20 protein-coding genes are annotated in these 22,187 nt (G+C 64.1%); 7 read left to right on the top strand and 13 right to left on the bottom strand.

Features of this window, described 5'->3' with window-relative positions:
* Positions 1–13 precede the first annotated feature (13 nt).
* The gene (locus tag ACYG9Z_RS21085) at positions 14–475 is read right to left on the bottom strand and encodes an RT0821/Lpp0805 family surface protein (RefSeq protein ID WP_023702032.1); all 462 of its coding nucleotides are present in this window, start codon (positions 473–475) and stop codon (positions 14–16) included.
* A gap of 28 nt (positions 476–503) precedes the next feature.
* Here ACYG9Z_RS21085 and pdxH point away from each other — a divergent pair, with 28 nt between their 5' ends.
* Positions 504–1,133, top strand: coding sequence for a pyridoxamine 5'-phosphate oxidase (pdxH, locus tag ACYG9Z_RS21080; RefSeq protein WP_081725434.1), 630 nt, complete (start codon positions 504–506; stop codon positions 1,131–1,133).
* A gap of 8 nt (positions 1,134–1,141) precedes the next feature.
* Here pdxH and ACYG9Z_RS21075 read toward each other — a convergent pair whose 3' ends face one another.
* Positions 1,142–1,894 (bottom strand): crotonase/enoyl-CoA hydratase family protein, encoded by a 753-nt coding sequence (locus ACYG9Z_RS21075; RefSeq protein ID WP_023738480.1) that lies wholly within the window; start codon positions 1,892–1,894, stop codon positions 1,142–1,144.
* 31 nt (positions 1,895–1,925) lie between these two features.
* The gene (locus tag ACYG9Z_RS21070) at positions 1,926–3,695 is read right to left on the bottom strand and encodes an acyl-CoA dehydrogenase family protein (protein ID WP_023752611.1); all 1,770 of its coding nucleotides are present in this window, start codon (positions 3,693–3,695) and stop codon (positions 1,926–1,928) included.
* A gap of 448 nt (positions 3,696–4,143) precedes the next feature.
* Between ACYG9Z_RS21070 and ACYG9Z_RS21065 the strand changes: the two genes are divergently transcribed.
* Positions 4,144–5,256: a glycoside hydrolase family 25 protein gene (locus tag ACYG9Z_RS21065; protein ID WP_023723281.1), complete on the top strand. Its 1,113-nt coding sequence runs from the start codon at positions 4,144–4,146 to the stop codon at positions 5,254–5,256.
* A gap of 3 nt (positions 5,257–5,259) precedes the next feature.
* On the opposite strand, the gene purD is transcribed toward ACYG9Z_RS21065, so the two are convergent.
* On the bottom strand, positions 5,260–6,546 hold the full coding sequence (gene purD / locus ACYG9Z_RS21060) for a phosphoribosylamine--glycine ligase (protein ID WP_023752610.1): 1,287 nt from the start codon (positions 6,544–6,546) through the stop codon (positions 5,260–5,262).
* A 133-nt stretch (positions 6,547–6,679) separates the two neighbouring features.
* Positions 6,680–7,474 carry a phytanoyl-CoA dioxygenase family protein gene (locus ACYG9Z_RS21055; RefSeq protein ID WP_023752609.1) on the bottom strand — a complete coding sequence of 265 codons (795 nt, stop codon included), beginning with the start codon at positions 7,472–7,474 and terminating at the stop codon, positions 6,680–6,682.
* 91 nt (positions 7,475–7,565) lie between these two features.
* Here ACYG9Z_RS21055 and ACYG9Z_RS21050 point away from each other — a divergent pair, with 91 nt between their 5' ends.
* Positions 7,566–8,477: a LysR family transcriptional regulator gene (locus ACYG9Z_RS21050; protein WP_023752608.1), complete on the top strand. Its 912-nt coding sequence runs from the start codon at positions 7,566–7,568 to the stop codon at positions 8,475–8,477.
* A 51-nt stretch (positions 8,478–8,528) separates the two neighbouring features.
* The gene (gene ubiA / locus ACYG9Z_RS21045; protein ID WP_023752607.1) at positions 8,529–9,512 is read left to right on the top strand and encodes a 4-hydroxybenzoate octaprenyltransferase; all 984 of its coding nucleotides are present in this window, start codon (positions 8,529–8,531) and stop codon (positions 9,510–9,512) included.
* A 173-nt stretch (positions 9,513–9,685) separates the two neighbouring features.
* Here the strand turns inward: ubiA and ACYG9Z_RS21040 are convergent, their stop codons facing one another.
* From ACYG9Z_RS21040 to ACYG9Z_RS21030, 3 genes are all read right to left on the bottom strand, one after another.
* Entirely contained in the window at positions 9,686–10,252 is a 567-nt protein-coding gene (locus ACYG9Z_RS21040) for a DUF6101 family protein (protein ID WP_023668457.1), read from the bottom strand.
* A gap of 184 nt (positions 10,253–10,436) precedes the next feature.
* Positions 10,437–11,867: an FAD-binding oxidoreductase gene (locus ACYG9Z_RS21035; protein WP_023752606.1), complete on the bottom strand. Its 1,431-nt coding sequence runs from the start codon at positions 11,865–11,867 to the stop codon at positions 10,437–10,439.
* A gap of 18 nt (positions 11,868–11,885) precedes the next feature.
* Positions 11,886–12,851: an L-threonylcarbamoyladenylate synthase gene (locus ACYG9Z_RS21030; RefSeq protein ID WP_023752605.1), complete on the bottom strand. Its 966-nt coding sequence runs from the start codon at positions 12,849–12,851 to the stop codon at positions 11,886–11,888.
* 370 nt (positions 12,852–13,221) lie between these two features.
* On the opposite strand from ACYG9Z_RS21030, the gene ACYG9Z_RS21025 reads away from it, so the two are divergent.
* Positions 13,222–13,674: a hypothetical protein gene (locus tag ACYG9Z_RS21025; RefSeq protein WP_023752604.1), complete on the top strand. Its 453-nt coding sequence runs from the start codon at positions 13,222–13,224 to the stop codon at positions 13,672–13,674.
* Positions 13,675–13,833: 159 nt separating this feature from the next.
* Entirely contained in the window at positions 13,834–14,223 is a 390-nt protein-coding gene (locus ACYG9Z_RS21020) for a hypothetical protein (protein WP_023738472.1), read from the top strand.
* Between the two features lie 76 nt (positions 14,224–14,299).
* Here ACYG9Z_RS21020 and glyS read toward each other — a convergent pair whose 3' ends face one another.
* Entirely contained in the window at positions 14,300–16,651 is a 2,352-nt protein-coding gene (glyS, locus tag ACYG9Z_RS21015) for a glycine--tRNA ligase subunit beta (protein WP_023752603.1), read from the bottom strand.
* Between the two features lie 395 nt (positions 16,652–17,046).
* Entirely contained in the window at positions 17,047–17,991 is a 945-nt protein-coding gene (locus ACYG9Z_RS21010) for a glycine--tRNA ligase subunit alpha (protein WP_023752602.1), read from the bottom strand.
* Positions 17,992–18,167: 176 nt separating this feature from the next.
* Between ACYG9Z_RS21010 and ACYG9Z_RS21005 the strand changes: the two genes are divergently transcribed.
* Positions 18,168–18,629: a GNAT family N-acetyltransferase gene (locus tag ACYG9Z_RS21005; protein ID WP_023687114.1), complete on the top strand. Its 462-nt coding sequence runs from the start codon at positions 18,168–18,170 to the stop codon at positions 18,627–18,629.
* 205 nt (positions 18,630–18,834) lie between these two features.
* On the opposite strand, the gene ACYG9Z_RS21000 is transcribed toward ACYG9Z_RS21005, so the two are convergent.
* From ACYG9Z_RS21000 to ACYG9Z_RS20990, 3 genes are all read right to left on the bottom strand, one after another.
* The gene (locus tag ACYG9Z_RS21000) at positions 18,835–20,610 is read right to left on the bottom strand and encodes a tetratricopeptide repeat protein (protein ID WP_023709651.1); all 1,776 of its coding nucleotides are present in this window, start codon (positions 20,608–20,610) and stop codon (positions 18,835–18,837) included.
* 191 nt (positions 20,611–20,801) lie between these two features.
* The gene (locus ACYG9Z_RS20995) at positions 20,802–21,218 is read right to left on the bottom strand and encodes a DUF1284 domain-containing protein (protein ID WP_023752601.1); all 417 of its coding nucleotides are present in this window, start codon (positions 21,216–21,218) and stop codon (positions 20,802–20,804) included.
* A gap of 109 nt (positions 21,219–21,327) precedes the next feature.
* Positions 21,328–21,918 carry a biotin transporter BioY gene (locus tag ACYG9Z_RS20990; RefSeq protein WP_023752600.1) on the bottom strand — a complete coding sequence of 197 codons (591 nt, stop codon included), beginning with the start codon at positions 21,916–21,918 and terminating at the stop codon, positions 21,328–21,330.
* Between the last annotated feature and the right edge of the window lie 269 nt (positions 21,919–22,187).

Here is a 22,187-nt window from a genome sequence, read left to right as displayed (position 1 = left end):
AAACCCTGGAAAATCAGAGCGGTTTGAAGTCCTGCATGTGCCAGCCGCCGGCCGCGGCGATGCACAATTGGCCCTTGAACAAAGTGACGCCGTCGAAGCTTTCGCGCGAGGCGGTAAAGCTGCGGCAGTCTTGGCCGTTGTCCTGCACTTCGGCGAGTTCGGTGATGGAGCCGCGCGAGCCGGTGTCGGCATTCGCCCACGGCACGGCCTGGCCGCGAAGCTCCTCGATGTCGGCCGAAGACACCGCATTGCCGATCGTGGTCTGGTCGGAAGCGCTGTCGGCGTCCGTCGATGTCACCCTGGCCGGCGCGCTTGAGGTGACGATGGAACGATCGACCTCGGCCTTTTCCAGGCTGAAGCCGCCGGCGCCGCAGGCGGCAAGCGGCAGTGCGATAATCACGATCACGGCTTTCGAACTGGCCGAAGCGATAACGCTCCATTGCCCGCTGTCAAAAGCTTGCGCGATACGCGACAATCGGCAACCTCCTGAAGCTCGAGACAATTTGAGAAAAACTATGAGTGACACTGAGTTAACAAGTAGTGACTTTACCGAAGCCGCCGAGCCGTTCCGGCTCTTTGCTGAGTGGCTGGAGGACGCCAAGAAAAGCGAAATCAACGACGCCAACGGCGTAGCACTTGCAACCGTCGATGCCGACGGCATGCCGGATGTGCGGATGGTGCTGCTCAAGGGTTTCGATGAAAGCGGCTTTGTCTTCTACACGAATTTCGAGAGCGCCAAGGGCCGCGAGATTCTTGGCAGCATGAAGGCGGCGATGTGCTTCCACTGGAAATCGCTGCGCCGCCAGGTGCGCATACGCGGTCCGGTGGAGATCGTCAGCGACGCTGAAGCCGACGCCTATTACGCGACGCGGCCGCGCGGCAGCCGGATCGGCGCATGGGCTTCGAAACAGTCGCGGCCGCTGGAAAGCCGCTTTGCCCTGGAGAAGGCGGTGGCCGAATACACGGCGCGCTACCCTATCGGCGAAATCCCGCGGCCAAAGCACTGGTCGGGCTTCCGCATCGTGCCGCAGGCGATCGAGTTCTGGCACGACCGGCCATTCCGGCTGCACGATCGGCTGGTCTTTTCGCGCAACGCCGAAGGCGGCTGGGACAAGACACGGCTTTATCCCTGAGGATAAGTTCAGGCCTTCTTGCGCGTCATGAAGGCCGTCAACGCGGCGCGCGCTTCGTCGGACTTCAGCCGCTCGGAGAAACGCTCGCTCTCCACCTTGATGCGGGCGACAAGCTCGTCGCGCGGGGCGCGCATCAGGTCACGAGCGATCTTCAGCGCCTGCGGCGGCTTGGCGGCGATCGCGCCGGCCGCGGCGAGTGCCGCGGCTTCTAGCCCGTCCTCCTCGACCACCTCATAGATCAGGCCGGCGGCCTTGGCGCGTTCGGCGGAAAAACCTTCGCCGAGTCCAAGCAGCGCAAAGGCGCCCTGCCTGCCGAGGATGAGCGGCGCCAGCAGGCTGGAGCCCGCCTCCGGCACCAGGCCGAGGTCGACGAAGGGTGTGCGGAACACCGTGCGCGGCGTGGCGAAAGTCAGGTCGCAATGCAAATTGAGCGTGGTGCCGATGCCGACCGCAATGCCGTCGACGCCGGAGACCATCGGCTTCTCCGTTTTGGCCAGCGCCATCAGGAAGTCCCAGACCTCGTTGCCGCCCTCACCGCCGGTGGCGATGACCAGGAAATCGGCGAGATCGTTGCCGGAAGAGAAGGCGCCAGGCACACCGAGGAAGACATGGACGCGAACCGCCGGGTCGGCATCGCCATCGGCCAGCGCCTTGGACATTGTCGCGTACATGGCGCGCGTCAGTGCGTTCTTCTTGTCGGGACGGTTCATGCGGATGATCTGGATGGCGCCCTGGCGCTCGACGAGAATATGGTCTGTCACGGTCATTCTTCCCTGGTGAGCGCTCTGGTATTCAGGCCGTTATCAGCGCCTTGCCGGCGGTAGCGAGGCTCTCGGCGCCATCGATGACGCGTTCCTTCAAGGCGCTGACTTCGCCGAGCAGGTTTTCGGCGAAAAAGCGGCAAAGGGCGATGCGGCTCTGCTGGGCAAGTCCGCCACGCGCCAGATAAGCGCCGCCGGCAGCAAGCGAGATCAGCCTGAGATAGGGGGTCGCACCGGCTTGCGCTTCGTCCAGACGGCCGTCGGCCAGCAGCTTCTGCAGGAAGCGCGTCGCCTCGGTGAGATCGTCGAACGCCTGGTCAAGCGCTTCGGCGGTGCGGCCGAAGCCCTGCAGGTTCGAGGTCCGCACCTCGTCGGCGATGGCCTTCAGTTCGGCGATATAGCCATGCACATGCTCGCCGCCGCCAAGCGGCAATTTGCGGGCTACAAGGTCGATCGCCTGGATGCCGTTGGTGCCTTCATAGATCGGCGCAATGCGGGAGTCGCGATAGAGCGCGGCCGCGCCCGTCTCCTCGATGAAGCCCATACCGCCGTGGACCTGGACGCCGAGCGATGCGACATCGACGCCGATATCGGTGGAAAAGGCCTTGGCCAGCGGCGTCAGCAGATTGGCGCGATCGCGCCAATGCGCGGCCTCCTCGCCTGTCGACACACGCGCAAAGTCGATGGCATAGGCGCAGGAATACGAGATGGCGCGGGCGATCTGGGTCAAAGCCTTCATGGTCAAGAGATTGCGCTGCACGTCGGGGTGATGGACGATCGGCGCCATCCCGGCGCCTGAAAAGTCCGATGCCTTGCCCTGGCGGCGCTCATTGGCATAGGCGATCGCCTTCTGCGTCGCGGCTTCGGCCACTGCCACGCCCTGCATGCCGACGCAAAGCCTCGCGTTGTTCATCATGGTGAACATGCAGGCGAGCCCCTTGTTCTCCTCGCCGATCAGCCAACCGACGGCGCCGGGCGCAGCACCCTGGAACCCGTCGCCATAGATCATGGTGCAAGTCGGCGAGGCATGGATGCCGAGCTTGTGCTCGAGGCCGGAACAGAAGACGTCGTTGCGGGCACCGAGCGAGCCGTCATCATTGACCAGGAATTTCGGCACCAAAAACAGCGAGATGCCGCGCGTGCCGGCCGGTGCGTCGGGCAGCCGCGCCAGCACCAGATGGATGATGTTGTCGGTGAAATCATGCTCGCCATAGGTGATGAAGATCTTCTGGCCGAAGATGCGGTAGGTGCCGTCGCCGGCAGGCTCGGCGCGACTGCGCAAGGCGGCGAGATCGGAACCGGCCTGCGGCTCGGTCAGGTTCATCGTCCCCATCCACTCGCCGGAGACGAGCTTTGCCAGATACTTTGCCTTCAGCGCTTCGGAGGCATGCTTGTCCAGCGCCTCGACGGCGCCCATGGTCAGCGTCGGGCCGATGCCGAAGGCCATGGCGGCGGAGTTCCACATTTCGAGCGCGGCAACGCCGAGCATGGTCGGCAGGCCCTGGCCACCGAATTCTTCCGGTCCGGACAGCGCGTTCCAGCCACCGCCGATCCAGCTGCGGTAAAGCGCCCTCCAGCCGGGCGGCATGGTCACGGCTGCATCCTTCAGCACCGCGCCGTGCTCGTCGCCGATCTTGTAGAGCGGCGCCACTTCCTCGCTGGCGAAGCGGCCGGCCTCGGCCAGGATGGCGTCGACAAGGTCTTCGCCGAGGTCGCCGAACGCGCCGCTGTCGAGCGCCGGTTTGAGCCCGGCGACATGCTTGAGCGTGAACGAAATGTCGTCGACCGGGGCCTTGTACATGCCGCTTTCTCCTCCGCTGCTCCGACTGCTCGATCCTAGGACCCGGGCCGATGCAAAACCATCCGCCTCTGGGCGGCCTCCGACCTTCTTTTTACGTAAACGTCAAACTTTGTCACGCGGATTTTCATCGAACTTCGTCGTCCACAGGTGGAGCGGGAGCGTAGCGGATGCCGAGTACCATGTCGCGACCTCGCGCCAGGGGCGCAACGGTGCAGAATTCCGCGCCGTGGCAACGCTTCGAAGTCGCGGAATGCATACTATGGTCCGCGCCGCGTCGCTTCGCTCCTTGCTTCGCCATAGAATGACGAAATCGCGAGAGCGACAGGACTCCTGCCCGAAAGCACTTCCTTAACCATACCGGTCCACCATCGGTGTTTGGTCAGCGGGGATCCCCTGTTTGAAAACGCCGGCGCATCTTCTTCGCCGCTCAGCGATCGCTCTCGCGGCGATGATGGCGCTGACGTCAGCGGCTACAGCCTCGGACTTTTCCGAGCCTTGGCGGGATGGCGACCGCGCGCTGGTGGTCGACGCCTATGAATACAATTCCATCGACTGGGCGCAGCTTGCAACCGACAAGCGCATTGTCGGCTTCATCAACAAGGCCTCCGACGGGCTGCCGCCGCCCTATTTCTGCTACGGCGACGAGCCTACGGTCAAACTCTGCAAGACATTGTGGAAACGCTTTGCGGTGACGCGCGAGCTGTTTCAGACGCGCAAGGTGGTGGCCAAGGCGCTCGGCCTGAAATGGGGCGCGTATCATCTTGCCCGCCCCGGCAATCCGCTCGAGCAGGCCAACAGTTTCATCGATTTCGCCGAGCCAGCCCCTGACGATCTGCTCGCCCTCGATCTCGAAGGCAACGACCCCTCGCAATGGATGTCGCTCGAGGATGCCGAGGAATTCGTGCGCCAGGTGCACCGGCGGCTCGGCCGTTTCCCGATCCTCTACACCAACGGCAAGACCGCCCAGTACATCGCCGACAACCGCTACCAATACCGTCTGCTGTCGCGGCTGCCGCTCTGGTATGCGCGCTACAAGCCCGACATCGACGTGCATTTTCCGATGGGCAACTGGCAGGGCTATGCGCTGTGGCAGTTCTCGGCGCAGGCCAATTGCGGGCGCCTGCGCTGCCCCTACCGCGTCGCCGGCACGCCCAACGACATCGACGTCAACGTCGCGCCGATGGACGCGGCGGCACTGCGCCAGCAATGGCCCTTCGGCGGCCTGATCGACGTGCCGCCCGACTACCTCGCCTCAATACCGGTGCCGGTGTCGCGCGCGGCCGGGCTCGCCGGCAAAGTCACCATCACATACGCCGATGTGGCGACGCCACCGACGGTCGAGGAAATGGTGGCGGTGCTCGGCGCGCGCTGGCAGACATTCCGCGCCGCCTTCCGCATGCCGGTGGTCAAGACGGTGCCGCGCCGCGCGCGCTTCGGCATTGCCGAGTATGTCGCCTGGAAGCGGACCACGTATCGTTCGGAGGCTCTGCTCGAGGCCGCCTTCTCGCAGGCCGCCGACCCGGTCAGCACCGCTTCGACGGAACTGGTTCGCGAGCGCTGAGGCTTATGTGGCGGCACTGGCCTTTTCCCGCGCCACCGCCTGCCAGCCTATGTCGCGGCGGCAGAAGCCTTGCGGCCAGTCGATACGGTCGAGCGCGGCGTAAGCGCGGCTTTGCGCTTCGCCCACCGTCTTGCCTGATGCCGTGACGTTGAGCACGCGGCCGCCATTGGCGACCAGCGCGCCGCCATTGATGGCAGTGCCGGCATGGAAAATCTCAACGCCTTCGCCAGCGGCTTCGTCGAGACCCCGAATGACCGAGCCTTTTTCCGGCGTCCCGGGATAGCCCTGTGCCGCCATCACCACGGTCAGCGCGGCATCGTCGCGCCAGCGGATCGAACTGTGCGCCAACTGGCCGTCGACGGCGGCGTTGAGCAGCACCAGCAGATCGTCCTTCAGCCGCATCATCAGCACCTGACACTCGGGATCGCCGAAGCGGGTGTTGTATTCGATCAGCTTCGGCCCCTTGTCGGTGATCATCAGCCCGGCAAACAGAATGCCGGCGAACGGCGCGCCAAGCTCGGCCATGCCGCGCATGGTCGGCTCGACGATCTCGCGCATGGTGCGCTCGACCATTTCGGGGCTCATCACCGGCGCCGGCGAATAGGCGCCCATGCCGCCGGTGTTGGGGCCGGTATCGCCATCGCCGACGCGCTTGTGGTCCTGCGCGGTGCCAAAGGGAAGTGCGGTCGTGCCGTCGCACAGGCAGAAGAAACTCGCCTCCTCGCCGGTCATGAATTCCTCGACCACGACCTCAGCGCCGGCGTCACCGAATGCGCCGTCGAAACAAGCATCGAGGGCGGCGCGCGCCTCGTCCAGCGTCATGGCGATGGTGACGCCCTTGCCGGCAGCGAGCCCATCGGCCTTGATGACGATCGGCGCTCCCATCTTTTCGACGTAGGCCTTTGCCGCGGTCAGATCGGTGAAGCGGCCATAGGCAGCGGTCGGGATATCGTATTTGGCGCAGAGGTCCTTGGTAAAACCTTTCGAGCCTTCGAGCCTTGCGGCGCGCTTCGACGGTCCGAAGACGCGGATGCCTTCGCCGCGCAGGTCATCGGCAATGCCGGCGACCAGCGGGCCTTCCGGCCCGACGACGACGAGGTCGATCGCGTTGTCCTTGCAGAAGCTGGCAACAGCGGCATGGTCGGCGATGTCGAGCTTGACCAGTTCGGCCTCGTGGGCGATGCCCGGATTGCCGGGCGCGGCATAGAGCCTGGTCAAAAGCGGCGAGGCCGCGATCTTCCAGGCCAGGGCATGTTCGCGGCCGCCGGAGCCGATCAACAAAACGCGCATGCCGATGTCCCTTGTCATTTCACGACAGGGACTGCGCTATTGCCCCGGGCGGCGCGGGTCAAGAGTTTTACCTTGCGCCATACCGGTTGCGCACGGGAACGTCGCGCCGAGAGCACGGCGTCCCCGGCCGGTATCAGCTCTGGAAGACGACCGGGAACCAGTCCTCGCGCAGTTTCTGGCCGGGCTTCATGTCATGGCCGGGATAGGGCGGCGAGGTACGGCCGGGGCGCTCGACATAGCGCGCATCGTCGCCGACCCAGCGCAGCGACAGCGCCCGGCGACGCGCCGCGGTCGGATTGCCGCGCGCACCATGCGCGGTGCGGAAGTCGAACAGGATGGCGTCGCCCGGCTCCATCTCCCATTCGAGCACCTTCAGCGACGGGTCCTTGTCTGGATCCGGCACGGGCAGATAATCGCCCTCGCCGGCATAGAAATTGCTGTCATCGAGCCAGCGCACCGGCAGGATCATCTTGTCCCATTTGTGCGAGCCGGCGATCAGCCGCAGCGTCGCTTCCTTGACCGGATCGATCGGAATCCAGAAGCTGACGGTCTGGGTGCCATCGACGAAGTAATACGGGATGTCCTGGTGCCAAGGCGTCGGCTTTTGCGTGCCCGGTTCCTTGACCAGCACATGGTCGTGGAAGAACTGGGCGCTGCGCGACTGCATCGCCGCTGCCGCGAGTTCCGCGGCCGGGGAATTGCGCACCACGTCGACGAATTCGGGAATGCGCTCCCAATTGCAGTAATCGTCGAAGAAGCTGCCCTTGCCGTTGGCGATGTCCGACGCCGTGGCGCTGCGGTTTTGCATGTTGCGCTCGATGCCGGCGCCGATGGTGCCGACCCAGTCCTTGAAAGCGCCGCGTATGCAGACCGCGCCGTCGCGCTGGTAGTCGGCAATCGCTGCGGCATCGATATGTCTGGCGGCCATCTCATGTCTTCCCTGTTTCGATGACCGACTATCGCAGCCGCCGCACATCGCGTAAAATAATAACTTCTCATCTCTCTTATAGTTTTAGACTATGAATCTGACCCTCACCCAGCTGCGTTACCTCGTCGCCGTCGCACGGCATGGCAGCGTCACCGCGGCCGCGCGGATGCTGAACGTCTCGCAGCCCTCGATCTCGGTGGCGATCGACAATGTCGAAGCGGCGCTCGGCCAGAAACTGTTCGTGCGCCAGCGCGGCAGCGGCATCGCGCTGACCTCGTTCGGCCGCAGCGCGGTGGCGAAGGCAAAGCAGGTGCTGGCCGAAGCGGACGAACTGGTTGGGCTCGGGACGCGCGACGCCGATGTCGGGGGCGAACTTGTGCTCGGCTGTTTCGAGGATCTGGCGCCTTATTTCGCGCCGGCGCTGATCCGCGCTTTTTCGCAACGCTGCCCGGCGGTCACCGTGGTGGTCCGCGACGAGACCTTCGAGACGCTGGGCCGGCGGCTCGGCGATGCGGCAATCGATCTCGGCCTGACCTACGATCTCGGCCTGCCCTCGCACTTCGCCCGCATCCTGCTGCATGAGCTGCGGCCACACGCGCTTCTGCCGCAAGGCCACGCGCTGGCCAGCCAGGCCAGCGTCAGCCTGGCGGAGCTGGCGACCCATCCCTTGATCACCACCGACCAGCCGCATAGCTGGCAGCATATGCTGGACCTGTTCCTCAGCCGCGGCCTGTCGCCGGTCTCGCAATCGACGGCGAGTTCGTTCGAACTGCAGCGCAGCATGGTCGCCAACGGCTTCGGCGTCGCGGTGAGCTACACCAGGCCTTATGGCGACAGGAGTTATGACGGGCTGCCGCTGGTCTGCAAGCCGCTGTCCGATCCGCTGCCGATGCAGCGCATCATCCTCACCCATGACACAAGGCAAAGGCTGTCGAAGGCGGCGCTGGCCTTCACGGAGGTGGCGAAGGCATGGTTTGCCAGCCACGATGTTTTCACCGCCTGAGCGACAATGCGGCCGCTTGACGGCGCACGCCGCTGCTGCCACTCCAGCACGATGGAAACCATCCAGTCGAAAGCCGCACAGGGCCGCGTCGCCGACGCGCCGAGCGGGCATTGGGTCTACAAGATATTGCCGCGCTGGCTGTGGCCTTACGCGCAGCTTGCCCGCTGGGACCGGCCGATCGGCTGGCAATTGCTGCTGTGGCCCTGCTGGTGGTCGGCAGCGCTTGCGGCCAGCGCCTATCCGCGCGCAAGCGACCCGCTGCTCACATTGCTCCCGTCGCCATGGTTCCTGTTCCTGTTCTTCGTCGGCGCCGTCGCCATGCGCGGCGCCGGCTGCACCTATAACGACATTGTCGACCAGGACATCGACAACAAGGTCGAGCGCACCCGTTCGCGGCCGCTGCCGGCCGGCAAGGTGACGCGCCGCCAGGCCTGGATATTCCTGGTCATCCAGGCGCTGCTGGGGCTGGTCGTGCTGTTGCAGTTCAACGACTTCGCCATTCCGCTCGGCATCGCCTCGCTGGTCATCGTTGCCGTCTATCCCTTCATGAAGCGCTTCACCAACTGGCCGCAATTGGTGCTCGGGCTCGCCTTCTCCTGGGGTGCGCTGATGGGCTGGGCGGTCGAGTTCGGCGATCTCGATGGCCCGGCCATCATGCTCTATATCGGCTCGATCCTGTGGGTGATCGGCTACGACACCATCTACGCGCATCAGGACAAGGAAGACGACGCCATCGTCGGCGTGCGCTCGACGGCGCGGCTGTTCGGCGACAACACCAAGACCTGGCTGGTCGGGCTTTATGGCGGCACTCTGGTCTGCTTCGCCATCGCCTTCGCCTCGGCGCAGGCGCCGGTGGTGGCGCTGGCCGGGCTGATCGCGGCCGGCGCCCATATGGCGCGGCAGATAGCGGTTCTGGATATCGACGATCCGAAGCAGTGCCTGAAGCTATTCCACTCGAACAACCAGGTCGGCTGGCTGATCTTCATCGGCCTGATCGGCGGTGCGCTGTGGGTGGCGCTAAAGCCGCTGGTGTAGGCTCCCTCTTCCTTCTCCCCTTGTGGGAGAAGGTGGATCGACGCGCAGCGCCGAGACGGATGAGGGGTGCTCCAGCGGAGTGAGGCGTTGGCGTTCCCTGGAACACCCCTCATCCGTCTTGCCGCTTCGCGGCAATCCACCTTCCCCCACAAGGGGGGAAGGAGAAGAGCGCTCTATTCTCTCGAAATAATCTCCTGGCCATCGATCACCAGCCTCAGCCCGAGATTGCCGGCCCTGCGGCGGGCGAGGAATCGCGGGCGGCGCGTGGTCGAGACCCGGCCCTTGCGGCGATCCTTGGCCGGCAGCGCCTTGATGGCGGCGCCGAGCGATTCCTCCAGCGTGCGGGCAATGCCGTCGGATTCGATCAGCAGCATCTGCAGCCGGTAAGCATCGGCCCAGGCGCGCCAGTCGGCGGCGACGTCGTCGAGATCGTCGGCCACCAGCAGCGGCACCGACAGCATCGGGTCGTTGTGCAGGAGTTCGAGGGTTACCGTGACATTGCCTTGCGCATCCTCCATCGCGCGGGCGGCGACGCCGCGAAACGCGTTGGCGGGCAGCGCGATGATCGCCGGCACGCCGCTCATCTCGAGCGTGCGGCGGATGACGGCGCCGCGCTGGTCGATGGTGAAGGTAACGTCGCCATAGTCGTCGCGCGTGGCATAGCTCACCACTTGCGGCAGGCGGAATGGGTCGAGGCGCATGTTGCGCCCGGCCCAGACGGGCTTCAATACACTGTTCATCTGCTGCCTTCCTGTGTTTCTCCTGAGAGCCGCTTTCACGGATCCCACCGGGCCAGTTTTCCCGGCCTCGTTGTGTGAAACATTAGCGCGAGCTTCTGCCGCCCGGCTTAAGAAAGTCAGTTAAATTTTGCTGATCTCAGGCGATGGTTATCGGAATGAGACCAGCCACAAAATGTTGAAAGGATCAGATAACCTTACCGGGATTCATGATGCCGGCCGGGTCGAAGGCCGCCTTCACCCGGCGCATCAGCTCGATCGCCATGGGCGGCGCGGTGGCGATCAGCTCGTCGCGCTTCAACTGGCCGATGCCATGCTCGGCCGAGATCGAACCCTGGAAGGAGCGCACAACATCGTGCACGGCATGGTTCATGGCGTGGTAGAGGCCGAGAAACGCTTCATCGTCACCGCCCTCCGGCCGGGAGATGTTGTAGTGGAGATTGCCATCGCCCATATGACCGAAGCAGACGACGCGCGCCTGCGGACTGACCGAAGCCACTGCACCGGCCGCCTTTTCGATAAACGCCGGGATGGATGCCACCGGCACCGAAATATCATGCTTGATCGAAGCGCCTTCGGGCTTTTGCGAATCCGGCAGCACCTCGCGGAAGTTCCAGAACGCGTCGCCCTGCGCCAGGCTGGCCGCGATCACCGCGTCGCCGACGATGCCTTTCTGGAGGCCTTCCGACAGCACCTCCTCGATCAGCCCCCTGGCGTCCTCGGCCGAACGGCCGGATGATATCTGCATCAGCACATACCAGGGCCAGTCCTCGGCGAGCGGCCGGATGACGCCCTGCGCGTGGCGCAGCGTGAAATCATAAGGACGCTGGCCGATCAGCTCGAAGGCGGTGAGTGCCGCCCCGGCCCGGTCCATCGCCAGGCTGAACAGCGAAAGCGCTGCTTCCGGCGACGACAGGCCGGCAAAGGCGACTTCGCGCCCCTTGGGCTTGGGAAACAGTTTCAGCACCGCGGCGGTGATGATGCCGAGCGTGCCTTCGGCGCCGACGAACAGGTTCTTCAGATCGTAGCCGGTGTTGTCCTTCTTCAGTTTGCGCAGATCGTCGAACACCTCGCCGGTCGGCAGCACGACTTCGACACCAAGGCAGAGTTCGCGCGCATTGCCATAGGCAAGCACGCCGGTGCCGCCGGCATTGGACGAGAGATTGCCGCCGATCTGGCAGGACCCTTGCGCGGCAAGCGACAACGGAAACAGCCGGTCGGCGGCGTCGGCGGCTTCCTGCAGCGTCTGCAGGATGACGCCGGCCTCGACTGTTACCGTGTTGGAGAAGACGTCGATCTCGCGAATGCGGTTCAGCCGCGACAAAGAAAGCACGATCTCGCGGCCGGATGCGTCAGGCACCTGGGCGCCGACCAGCCCGGTGTTGCCGCTTTGCGGCACGACCGGCGTTCCCGTCTCGCTCGCCAGGCGCATGATACGGCTCACCTCGTCGACGCTGCCGGGACGCAGCACCAAGGCGGTCCTGCCGTGCCACAGACCGCGCCGCTCGGTAAGATACGGCGCAATATCGGCCTGGTCGCGCAGCGCGTATTTGTCGCCGGCGATTGCCGCGAAGCGGTCGATGAGGGTGGGGTCGAGATCGAAGGGGGAGTCGTTCATCGGCGCAAACTATGGCGCTCAGTCGAGCTTGTCACGTGGGGCAGCGGCACGAAACAGCCGATCGTTGATCGCCTCGCCGAGCCCATCGAACGGGATCGGCTCGACGGCGATCGTCGCCGCGCCGCTGCGGTCGAGTTCCTGCAGATACGCGAACAGATTGCTTGCGGCTTCGCGCAAATCGCCCGATGCGGACAGGTTGCGCAAGGCGGCCGCCGCTTGCCAGCCTTCGGCGCGGTCGCCACCAAAGGCCAGCAAGGCCTCGCCCGCGCCCACGCTTTGCGCATTGAGCCGCACTGCGGCGCCCGGCGCGTAATGCGATGCCAGCATGCCCGGGGCCTCGATGCCGGCTGTTGCGCCGCGCTGCAATTTCATGCCGATGACGGCCTCAATATCGGCGGCGGCGATGCCGCCCGGCCTCAGCAGCCGCACGCTGTTGCCTTCGACCTTGACGATGGTCGATTCCAGCCCGACCGGGGTGGCGCCGCCATCGACCACCAGCTGGATTTTGGCGCCGAGATCGGCCGCCACGGCTTGCGCCGTCGTGGCGCTTATCTTGCCCGAAGAGTTCGCGCTGGGCGCGGCCAGCGGCCGGCCGAGCCTGGCGATCAGCTCGCCGCCGAACCCCCTCGGCATGCGCAGCGCGATCGTATCGAGCCCGGCGGTGACCAGCGGATGGATGCCGTTGCCGGGTCGGAGCGGCAGCACCAGCGTCAGCGGCCCCGGCCAGAACGCCTCGGCCAGCCGCTTCGAAAGCGGGTCGAAGATCGCAATGCGCTCGGCCATCGCGAGATCGGCGACATGGGCGATCAGCGGGTTGAAGCGCGGCCGGCCCTTGGCTTCGAAGATGCGGGCGACGCCGACGCCATTGGTCGCGTCGCTGGCCAGTCCATAGACGGTCTCCGTCGGGATGGCGACGACGTCGCCGCCCTCAAGCAGCGCCAACGCCTGCTCCATCGCTTCGCCGACGGATAGTATCTCAGCCACTCGCTTCACCTCACAGGCACCGGACCTAAAGCGCGTCGCGCTGAACCGGATTCATGCGACGCGCTTTAGGTCTTTGTTTTGATGCATGTCGTTCTCTCAAAACCGGGGCCACTTTTGAGCGACATGCGTTAGAGCGGTTCAGCGGTTCGCTGAAACGCTCTAAGTATTTGTTTTTGCGCAATTCCGGACGGAAAACCGCTACTCACTTTTCCTGGAATTGCTCTAATACGGCAGTGGTTTTCGGGCAAGCCGGCGTTGGCGAATTGTCAATGCCTAAAATGCTATGTTTCCCTGCAAGCCGGCATCAATCCACTGGGGTTAGGCTACTTGGGTTAGGGCTGGCAGCTTGTTGGGCAAGGGGACGGTTTCGATGTCGATGCGTGTGCTTGGAGCGCTTGGTTTCACCCTGGCGGCGATGACCGGTGGGGCGCACGCCTCGTCGATCGTCTTTCTCGGCGTCTCGACCTCGACGCCATCGGTCATCAAGGTTGGCGGATCCGAACCGGTCAGGATCGCCTCGTCGCCATCGATCGTCGCGCTCGGCGATGCCCAGCCCGATGTGACTTATGAAAAGGTCGCGGCGATCCCCGAAGAGCCTAGGCAGGACCCGATGATCATTCGCGGCGGCATCGTCGGCGGCGCCTTCGCCGCGCCGGCTCCGGCCAGGGCGAGCGCCGCGGCGCCGGCAACTGAGCCGACGGCAGAGACCGCACCAGCCGGAACTGCAACGGCATCGAACGGTAAGCCCGAGTCGCAACCGGCAGCGCCGCAGCCGGCAGCAACACCGCAGCAGCCGATCGAGGGCGTCGGCAAAGCCGAGTAGGCCATTCAGCCAAGACAGTCGGCCAAGACAGTCGGCCGATCCATGCCGCTTGACGCCGATCGACGCCCCGGCGCACGATCGGCTTGGCGGCGGCGGCCCCAATTTCGCCAATCGGGTTTGGCATGAGCGCGTCGGGTTCTAGGAGAGCGAGGGGTTATCATGAACATGACGAAATCTTTGACTGTTGCCGGCCTGTTGCTGGCGTCACCTATAGCTGTCGGCGGCGCGCAGGCCGGTGACGAGCTAGGGTCCTACGTCGCGCGCATTTCCGATCGCGACCACCATGCCAGCGACGGCTATGAGCTGAGCAGCGCAGCACAGATGGTGCGGCAGGACCGTGCCAACTGGCACAAGTTCCACCGGCGCGATGCCGACGACCAGGGCGATGACTGGTTCCGCAGCAACGATGATCGCGCGTATCTGGAACGCATGCTGAAGCGCGGTGGCGCGATGAGCTCCTCGACACGGAACGCCATCGTCAATGGCGAGCCGCTGATCCAGGTCGACGTCTATTCAGACAGCGTGCATGTCAGCATTTTGGAGGACTGACGGAGTCAGCCTCGGGAGGACTGAAAACAAGACGGGCGGCGTATGAACGCCGCCCGTCTTCGGGCTTGTCCGTCGCTTAGCCAGCTATTCTGGAGAAATCAGCCACCTGGTCGGTGGCCGTGCGGATGCGGGCGAGCAATGCCAGACGGTTGGCGCGCACGGCCTGGTCCTCATCATTCACGAGAACGCGTTCAAAGAATGAATCAACCGGTTCACGCAACGCGCTAAGCGCCAGCATGGCGGCGGAAAAGTCTTCGTTTTGAATCGCTTCGCCGGCTTCTCTCTCCGCCTGATTCACCGCCGCAAACAGCGATTTCTCGGCCTCCTCGCGAAACAGCGCCGGCTCAACAGTCGCGGCGACGCGCGTTTTCTTCTTCTCCTCGGCAGCCAGAATGTTGGCCGCGCGCTTGGCGCCGGCGAGCAGGTTCTTGCCGTCCTCGGTGTCGAGGAAGGAGCCCAACGCTTCGACGCGGCGGACGATCTGCAGGAGGTCGTCCGACTGCGGAGTGATGACCGCGTCGATGAGATCATGGCGGGCGCCCTGGTCGCGGAGATAGACCTTCAGGCGATCGTGGAAGAAGGCGAGTAGGTCGGAGCGATAAATCTGCTCCGCCCTCACTTCCAGCGTTGAAGCAGCATTCTTATCGAGATAGTTCGCCCACTCGTAAGCGCTCCCAAAGATGGGTGTCAGCGCCAAACGGATACGATTCTCAATCAATATTCTAACCACGCCCAACGCCGCCCGGCGCAGCGCATAGGGGTCTTTTGATCCCGTCGGCTTTTCATCTATTGCCCAGAAGCCGACCAGCGTATCGATTTTGTCGGCCAGCGCGACGGCAATCGACACCGGATTGGTCGGCACGCTATCCGACGGACCTTGCGGTTTGTAGTGTTCCTCGATCGCCGCAGCCACGGACGGATGCTCGGCTTGCAGCAGCGCGTATTTGCGGCCCATGGCGCCCTGCAGTTCCGGAAACTCGCCGACCACTTCGGTGGTGAGATCAGCCTTGGCCAGCACCGCGGCGCGGGCCGCGAGCGCGGTAATCTCCCCCCTTGAGGGGGAGATGTCGCCGAAGGCGACAGAGGGGGTCGTCTCGCGTGGAGCGCCAACTCCCTCTTTCTTCGAGAGACCGGACGGCGTCGCGGCAGCCGAAGCGACCCCCTCTGGCCTGCCGGCCATCTCCCCCTCAAGGGGGGAGATCGACTGCGCCACTGTTGGCGCCAGCTCCTGCGCCAGCCGCTTGATCCGCTCCACCCGATCGCCTTGCGTGCCGAGCTTGGTGTGAAAGGTGACATTGAGATGGTCGAGGCGGGCCATGCGCTGGTCGAGCGGCTTTTTCAGATCGAGGCCGAACTTTTTCGCCGATGCCTCGAGCTCTCCCAGATCGGGCAGATCGCCCTGGTCGGTCTTCCAGAAATACAGCGCATCCGACAGGCGGGCGCGCACCACCTTGCCGTTGCCGTGCGCGATCTCCTTGCCGCCGTCTTTCGCCTCGATGTTGGCGGTGAGGATGAAGCGGTTGGAAAGGTTTTCGCCGTCGCCTTGCGGACGGGTGACAAAGCATTTCTGGTTGGCACGGATGGTCAGCCGGACCACCTCGGGCGGAATGGCGAGAAAGGCCTGCTCGTATTCGCCCATCAGCACCACCGGCCATTCGACCAGGCCCGACACTTCTTCCAACAACCCTTCGTCCTCGACCAGATCGAGCCCGTTGGCGAAGGCGAGGTTGCGGGCGTCGGCAAGGATGATCTCCTTGCGGCGGTCGCCATCGAGCACGACCTTGGCCGCTTCCAGCTTGGTCACGTAATCGTCGAAGCGGCGCACGGTGATTTCCCCCGGCGCCATGAAACGATGGCCGTAGGTGATATTGCCCGAGCGGATGCCATCGATCTCGAAATCGACCACCACCGGCTCCTCGGTCTCCGGGCCGAAGGTGCACAGAATCGTCTGCAGCGGCCGCACCCAGCGCAGCGAACCGGGCTTGGCTGAAGCCGGCCCCCAGCGCATCGATGTCGGCCAGGGGAAGCCGCGAATGATGGCCGGCACCAGTTCGGCGATGATTTCTTCCGCCGCCCTGCCCGGCTTCGAAATATGGGCGACGTAGAAATCTCCCTTCTTCGGATCGGAATGGACATGCGCCTCGGCAACCGAGGCAAGGCCTGCCTTGCGCAGAAAACCCTGCACCGCCTGTTCCGGCGCCGTCGTCGACGGCCCCTTGATCTCCTCGTGGATATCCTTCGAGCGTGCGGTCAGGCCCCTGACATCGAGCGCCAGGCGCCGCGGCGTCCAGTATTCGCGCGCGGCGTCATAGGTCAGACCCGCCTCGACCAGACCGTCGGTCAGCATCTTCCTGAGATCGCCCGCCGCCTTGCGCTGCATGCGGGCGGGAATTTCCTCGGAGCGAAGTTCTAGCAAAAGATCCGGCATGGTTAGGCTCGCGCGACAATGGTCGGCGGGGCATAGCAACTCGGCTGGCCGCTGTCACCCTCTGCGCTTGCCGATCGTCGGCCCGGGCCGATTTTCTAAAATTTTCAAGGCGCTGTCGGGCCGCAACCAGCCCGCCCGTCCTTGGATCAAAGATTTCCATGAACCAAACGCAGCGCTGAAGCGACCAACGCTCAGGCAGGGAACTTATTGGCTGAACGACCATGAAAACGGCATCGAGACTCCTCCAGATCATCGCGCTCAGCGCCTGTTTCGCCGCGCAAGTGCATGGCGCCTTCTCAATGCCGGGCGTACGGCAGGCTATGCGGACCATGGCGGGGTCGACTGGCCCGATGTTGGCCCCAATCAACATTTCCCTCGAAATGATGAAGTGAGCCTCAGGCGGCGAGCCCGCCGGCCTGGGTCTGCAAAAATGCCTCGCCGCAGGCTTTCGCCAGATTGCGCACCCGCAGGATGTAGCTCTGCCGCTCGGTCACCGAAATCACGCCGCGCGCATCGAGCAGGTTGAAGACGTGGCTGGCCTTGATGCACTGGTCATAGGCCGGGAAGACCATGCGGTGCATCGGCAGATTGTCGTTCAAGGCCGGGGCGCCGGCCGCGAGCAGCGCCTTGCATTCGGCTTCGGCGTCCTCGAAATGCCTGAGCAGCATGGCGGTGTTGGCATATTCGAAATTGTGCCTGGAATATTCCTGCTCGGCCTGCAGGAAGACCTCGCCATAGGTGACTTTTTCGGCGCCTTCTCGGCCATTGAAGTTGAGGTCGTAGACATTGTCGACGCCCTGCACATACATGGCCAGCCGCTCCAGGCCGTAGGTCAGTTCTCCCGCCACCGGCGCGCATTCGATGCCGCAGACCTGCTGGAAATAAGTGAACTGCGACACTTCCATGCCGTCGCACCAGCACTCCCAGCCGAGCCCCCAGGCGCCAAGCGTCGGGCTTGCCCAGTCGTCCTCGACGAAGCGAATGTCGTGCAGCAACGGATCGACGCCGATCGCCTTGAGCGAGCCGAGATAGAGTTCCTGCAGGTTCGGCGGGTTGGGCTTCAGGATCACCTGGTACTGGTAATAATGCTGCAGCCGGTTGGGGTTTTCGCCGTAGCGGCCGTCCTTGGGCCGGCGCGAGGGCTGGACGTAGGCGGCGTTCCAGCCCTTGGGCCCGAGCGCGCGCAGCGTGGTGGCCGGATGGAAGGTGCCGGCGCCGACTTCCATGTCGTAAGGCTGCAGGATGACGCAGCCATAGGCGGCCCAGTAATTGTGCAGGGTCAGGATCAGCCCCTGGAACGAGCGGCTGGGATGCATATGGGCTGGACTGTCTGACGTCACGGCGGCCTCGGAAAGCGCTGAAATGATGCCATTCCCTAGTTGCCGGGCCGGTAGGCGTCAAGGCAGCGCCTATCGCCGCCTTGATGAGAGGTTGAACGCTTTGCTTCGGACTGGCCCATTGCCGGACGGTGCCGGTGGCCGTTTGCTCGCCCAGCTTCAACGACAAAGGTTCAGCCATGCAAGGCCAGTTCACCGTACGCCCCGTCACCCGAGAGGATTACGAGCAATGGCTGCCGCTGTGGGACGGCTACAATGCGTTTTACGGCCGCTCGGGCGAGACCGCCTTGCCCGGTGACATCACTGCAATGACATGGTCGCGCTTCTTCGATGCCTATGAGCCGATGCATGCGCTGGTCGCCGAGAGCGAAGGCAAGCTTCTCGGCCTTGTCCACTATCTCTACCACCGCACCACGACGGCGATTTCGCCGAACTGCTATCTGCAGGATCTCTTCACCAATGAGGCGTCGCGCGGCAAGGGCGTCGGCCGGGCACTGATCGAAGACGTCTATACCAGGGCGCAAACCGCAGGCTCCAGCCGCGTCTACTGGCTGACACACGAAACCAACCACACGGCGATGAAGCTCTACGACAAGATCGGCGATCTCTCGGGGTTCGTCGTCTACCGAAAGCTGTTCTAGAATGAGCGCCAACGCTGGGTCTGGGTCGCGTCGCTTCGCTCCTTGCTCCGCCATAGAATGACGATCGCGATAGGGCGTCTCTATCTCTTTGTTTCTGTCGCAATTCCGAACGGAAAACCGCGCACACTTTCCTGGAATTGCTCTAAGACGCCAAGCCGAAAAAACGGGGCTCAGCGAGCCCCGTTTCATCAGAAGTATGGCCCGATCACCCCTTCGGCGCTGGCGGGGTGGCCGGCTTGACCTTCGGGGTTTCCTGCGCCGTGTTGGATTCGATCGGCGGCAGGCCCTTCATCAGCTTCTGCTGCAAAATGGCAAGCACATCGGGATCCGGCTTCAGGTCCCGCGCCTGATTCCACTGGAAAGTGGCTTCGAGCTTGCGGCCGACGCGCCAATAGGCATCGCCGAGATGGTCGTTGAGCACCGGATCTTCCGGCTTGAGCGACACGGCGCGCTCCATTTCGCGCACGGCGTCGTCGAACCGGCCCATGCGGAAATAGGCCCAGCCCAGCGAATCGACGATGTAGCCGTCGCTCGGCCTGAGGTCGACGGCCTTTTGGATCATCGCCAGGCCTTCCTTGAGGTTCATGTTCATGTCGACCCAGGAATAGCCGAGATAGTTCAGCACCTGCGGCTGGTCGGGGAACAGTTCCAGCGCCTTGAGGAAGTTCGGTTCGGCCTTGGGCCATTCCTTCAGCCGCTCATAGGCGATGCCGCGCTGATAGTAGATGTTCCAGTTGGCATTGGTCGGCGTCTTCAGCACCGCGACCGCCTTGTCATAGAGAGTGGCGGCGGAGCGGAAATCCTCCTTCGAGGCATAGACCCCGCCGAGCGCCAGATAGGCGCGCATGTCATCGGGGTGAGCTTCGACGAATGCCTTCAGATGGGCGATCGCCTCGTCGTGACGGTTGAGATCGGCAAGGTTGAGGCCGAGCTGCAGGTCGGAAAGCTCTTTCAGAGGCGAAGAGGCTGGAATGCGGCTATAGAGGGCAATGGCGCCTTCGCCGTCCTTCAACTGCTCCGCAACGGCGGCAAGCTGCACCAAAGCGGCGTCGCTGTCGGGCTTGAGCGCGAGCGCATATTGCAGATAGAGGCGCACGAACGGCTCGCCGCCGCCGCGATTGAGCGCGATGGCGAGGTCGAGCAGGATTTCAGCGGCGCCTTCGGAGGGACTGGCGACGAAGGGCTCGATCTTGTCGCCCTTGCTGATCCTGTCGCGAAGCGCCTGGATGTCGAGCTTGCCGGGCGCGAACGCCTCGGCCTTGTCGAGCACGTAGAGCGCCTTGTTCTTGTTGCCCTTGCGCGCCAGGAAAGACGCGTAGGCCTGGGCGTTGCGCATCCATGTCTCGGGCGCGGCACCGCCGGCCGTGACGTCGGTCAGGGTCGCGTCATAAAGCGCGTCGGCCTTGTCCGACAGGCCTGCGGCATCGGCGATCAGCGCGCGGTGGAAGGACTTGAACAGGCCGAACCAGTCAGGCCCCTGCAGTTTGTCGATCGAGGCCATCGCCCCGGTGGGGTCGCCGGCGCCCTCTTGTGCCCAGCCGGACATGACGCCGGAAATCAGCCGGTCGAGATCGGATTCGAGCGACAGCTTGAGCCAGTACTGCGCCTTGGTGAAATCCTTCTTGTGGAAGGAATCGACCGCCAGAGCCAGACGCGAGAAGCGCTCGACGTCGGGAACTGCCTTGAGCTTGTCGGCATAGACCAGCGATTCCTCGAAGCGGCCTTGCGCGATCAGCGACAGCATCAGGCTTTGCTGCAGCGAGGTGTCGCCGGGATTGAAGGCGAGCGCCTGCTTGTAATAAGCGATGGCATTGTCGAGGTCGTTGTCGCCTTCGGCGATGCGGGCGGCGAGATAGGCGCCCGAGAAGGAGGTGATCTTGACCGGGTCGGTCGATTCCTTGGCGTAGGCAGGCAGCGGAGAAATCGCCATCCCTGCCACAATTGCCAGCCCCGCGAGCCAGCGCGCACGTCCTTGCCGCATCGTATCCCTTTCAGCCAAGCGCCATCCCGCGTCGGCGCGGAGAAGCCATAGACTCGATGTTTCCTGACAAAGCATGGCCTTTTTGGGGTCAGGCTGCAATCCGGGCCGAATTCACAATCGGGTCACCCGATTAACAAACCATGGCGACGCAGACACTGTCGGTTCCGACAATAGCAGATCGGGGTTGGGAGCTACAGCCTGACATCGCGATATCCGCCTGCCGCGACGGTGCTGCACAGGCTGGCCCACTCGCAACCCTGGCAGGCCTCACGCGTCACGCCGGCTGAAAAGGCCGCGCGCAAGGCGGCAAGCGTTGCCGCGTCGAGGCTGAAGCGGACGCCGGCCCGGATCGGCCGGGCCAGCAGCTTGCCGACATCGCGTGCTGCCAGCTCGTCGCGGCCTGCGGCGCTTTCGCGCAAGCAGTGGGGCTCGGCCTCGCCGAGCAGCGGCCGACAGATGTCGTCGGGGCCGGAGACGATCAGAATATCCTCGCCCCGGCCCAGACGTTTCGCGATCACGTCATAATTGGCGATGAAGGCTGCGCTGTACCCTTCGCCGATATAGGTCAGCAGGCAAAGCAGATGGTGGGAGCGCAGCCGGACGGTCATCGGTCAGGACGCGCCAGCGGAGCCTGTTCCATCCCGATGGTATCGGGATGGGGCTCCATCTTTTTGTTTGAGCATGATCTCTTCCGAAAACCGGACTCATTTTTCGGGATCATGCTCCTGCCGGGTCCGCCTTACCGGAAAACAGCTTGAGCGTCGCGGCGCCGAGCGCCGATTTCAGCAGGCCGCCGACGAGGAACGGCAGGAAACCGAAGGCGATGGCCTGTTCGAGGCCGATCATGACGGCGAGCCAGGCCGTTCCGAGAACCAGGCAGGCGAGGTTGCCGAGGACCATGCCGGCGAAGGCGAGCAGCACGCGGTTGCCGTTCCAGCCGCGCTCGGCCAGCCAGCCGACAAGCGCGCCGACGAGCGGGAAGGCGAAGAGATAACCGGCGGTCGGCCCGGCAAAATGCTGGATGCCGGCAGCTCCGCCCGACAGCACCGGCAAACCCACAGCGCCCTCGACGAGCCATGCGGCGATGGTGATCGCGCCGAGCCGCCAGCCGTAGAGCGCGCCCACCAGCGTCACCGCAAAGGTCTGCATGTTCATTGGAACCGGCAGCATCGGCACTTCCATGTAGGAGGCGAGCGCAATGGACAGCGTGCCGATGACGATGGCCGCGGCTTGCCAGGCATACGAGCGGGTTTGCAGGCGCAACGGGCTGAAGGAGGGCTTGGAGGGCGAAAAGGCGATGTCGGTCATGGCGGCTTCCCTGGCTGGTTTGAATTATAGATAATTTTGTTGTTCGATCTATTATCGAATCCATATTTGCGCGGGAATGGCAACCCTCGCCCCTAAAAAGGCTTGGGCTTGCGTGTCGAATAAAGGACATTTGGAAAGGCTGGCGGGACAGCACCCCCCTCTGGCCTGCCGGCCATCTCCCCCGCAAGTGGGGAGATCGGATGTCGCCTTTGCTTTCGCCAATGGCCGACGTTGCAGGACTAACGCAACGGCAAAGCTGTTGATCTCCC

Source organism: Mesorhizobium sp. RSR380A, from assembly GCF_054719385.1.
The sequence above is the reverse complement of the archived record's forward strand: the minus strand, read 5'-3'. Positions and strand labels throughout refer to the sequence as shown.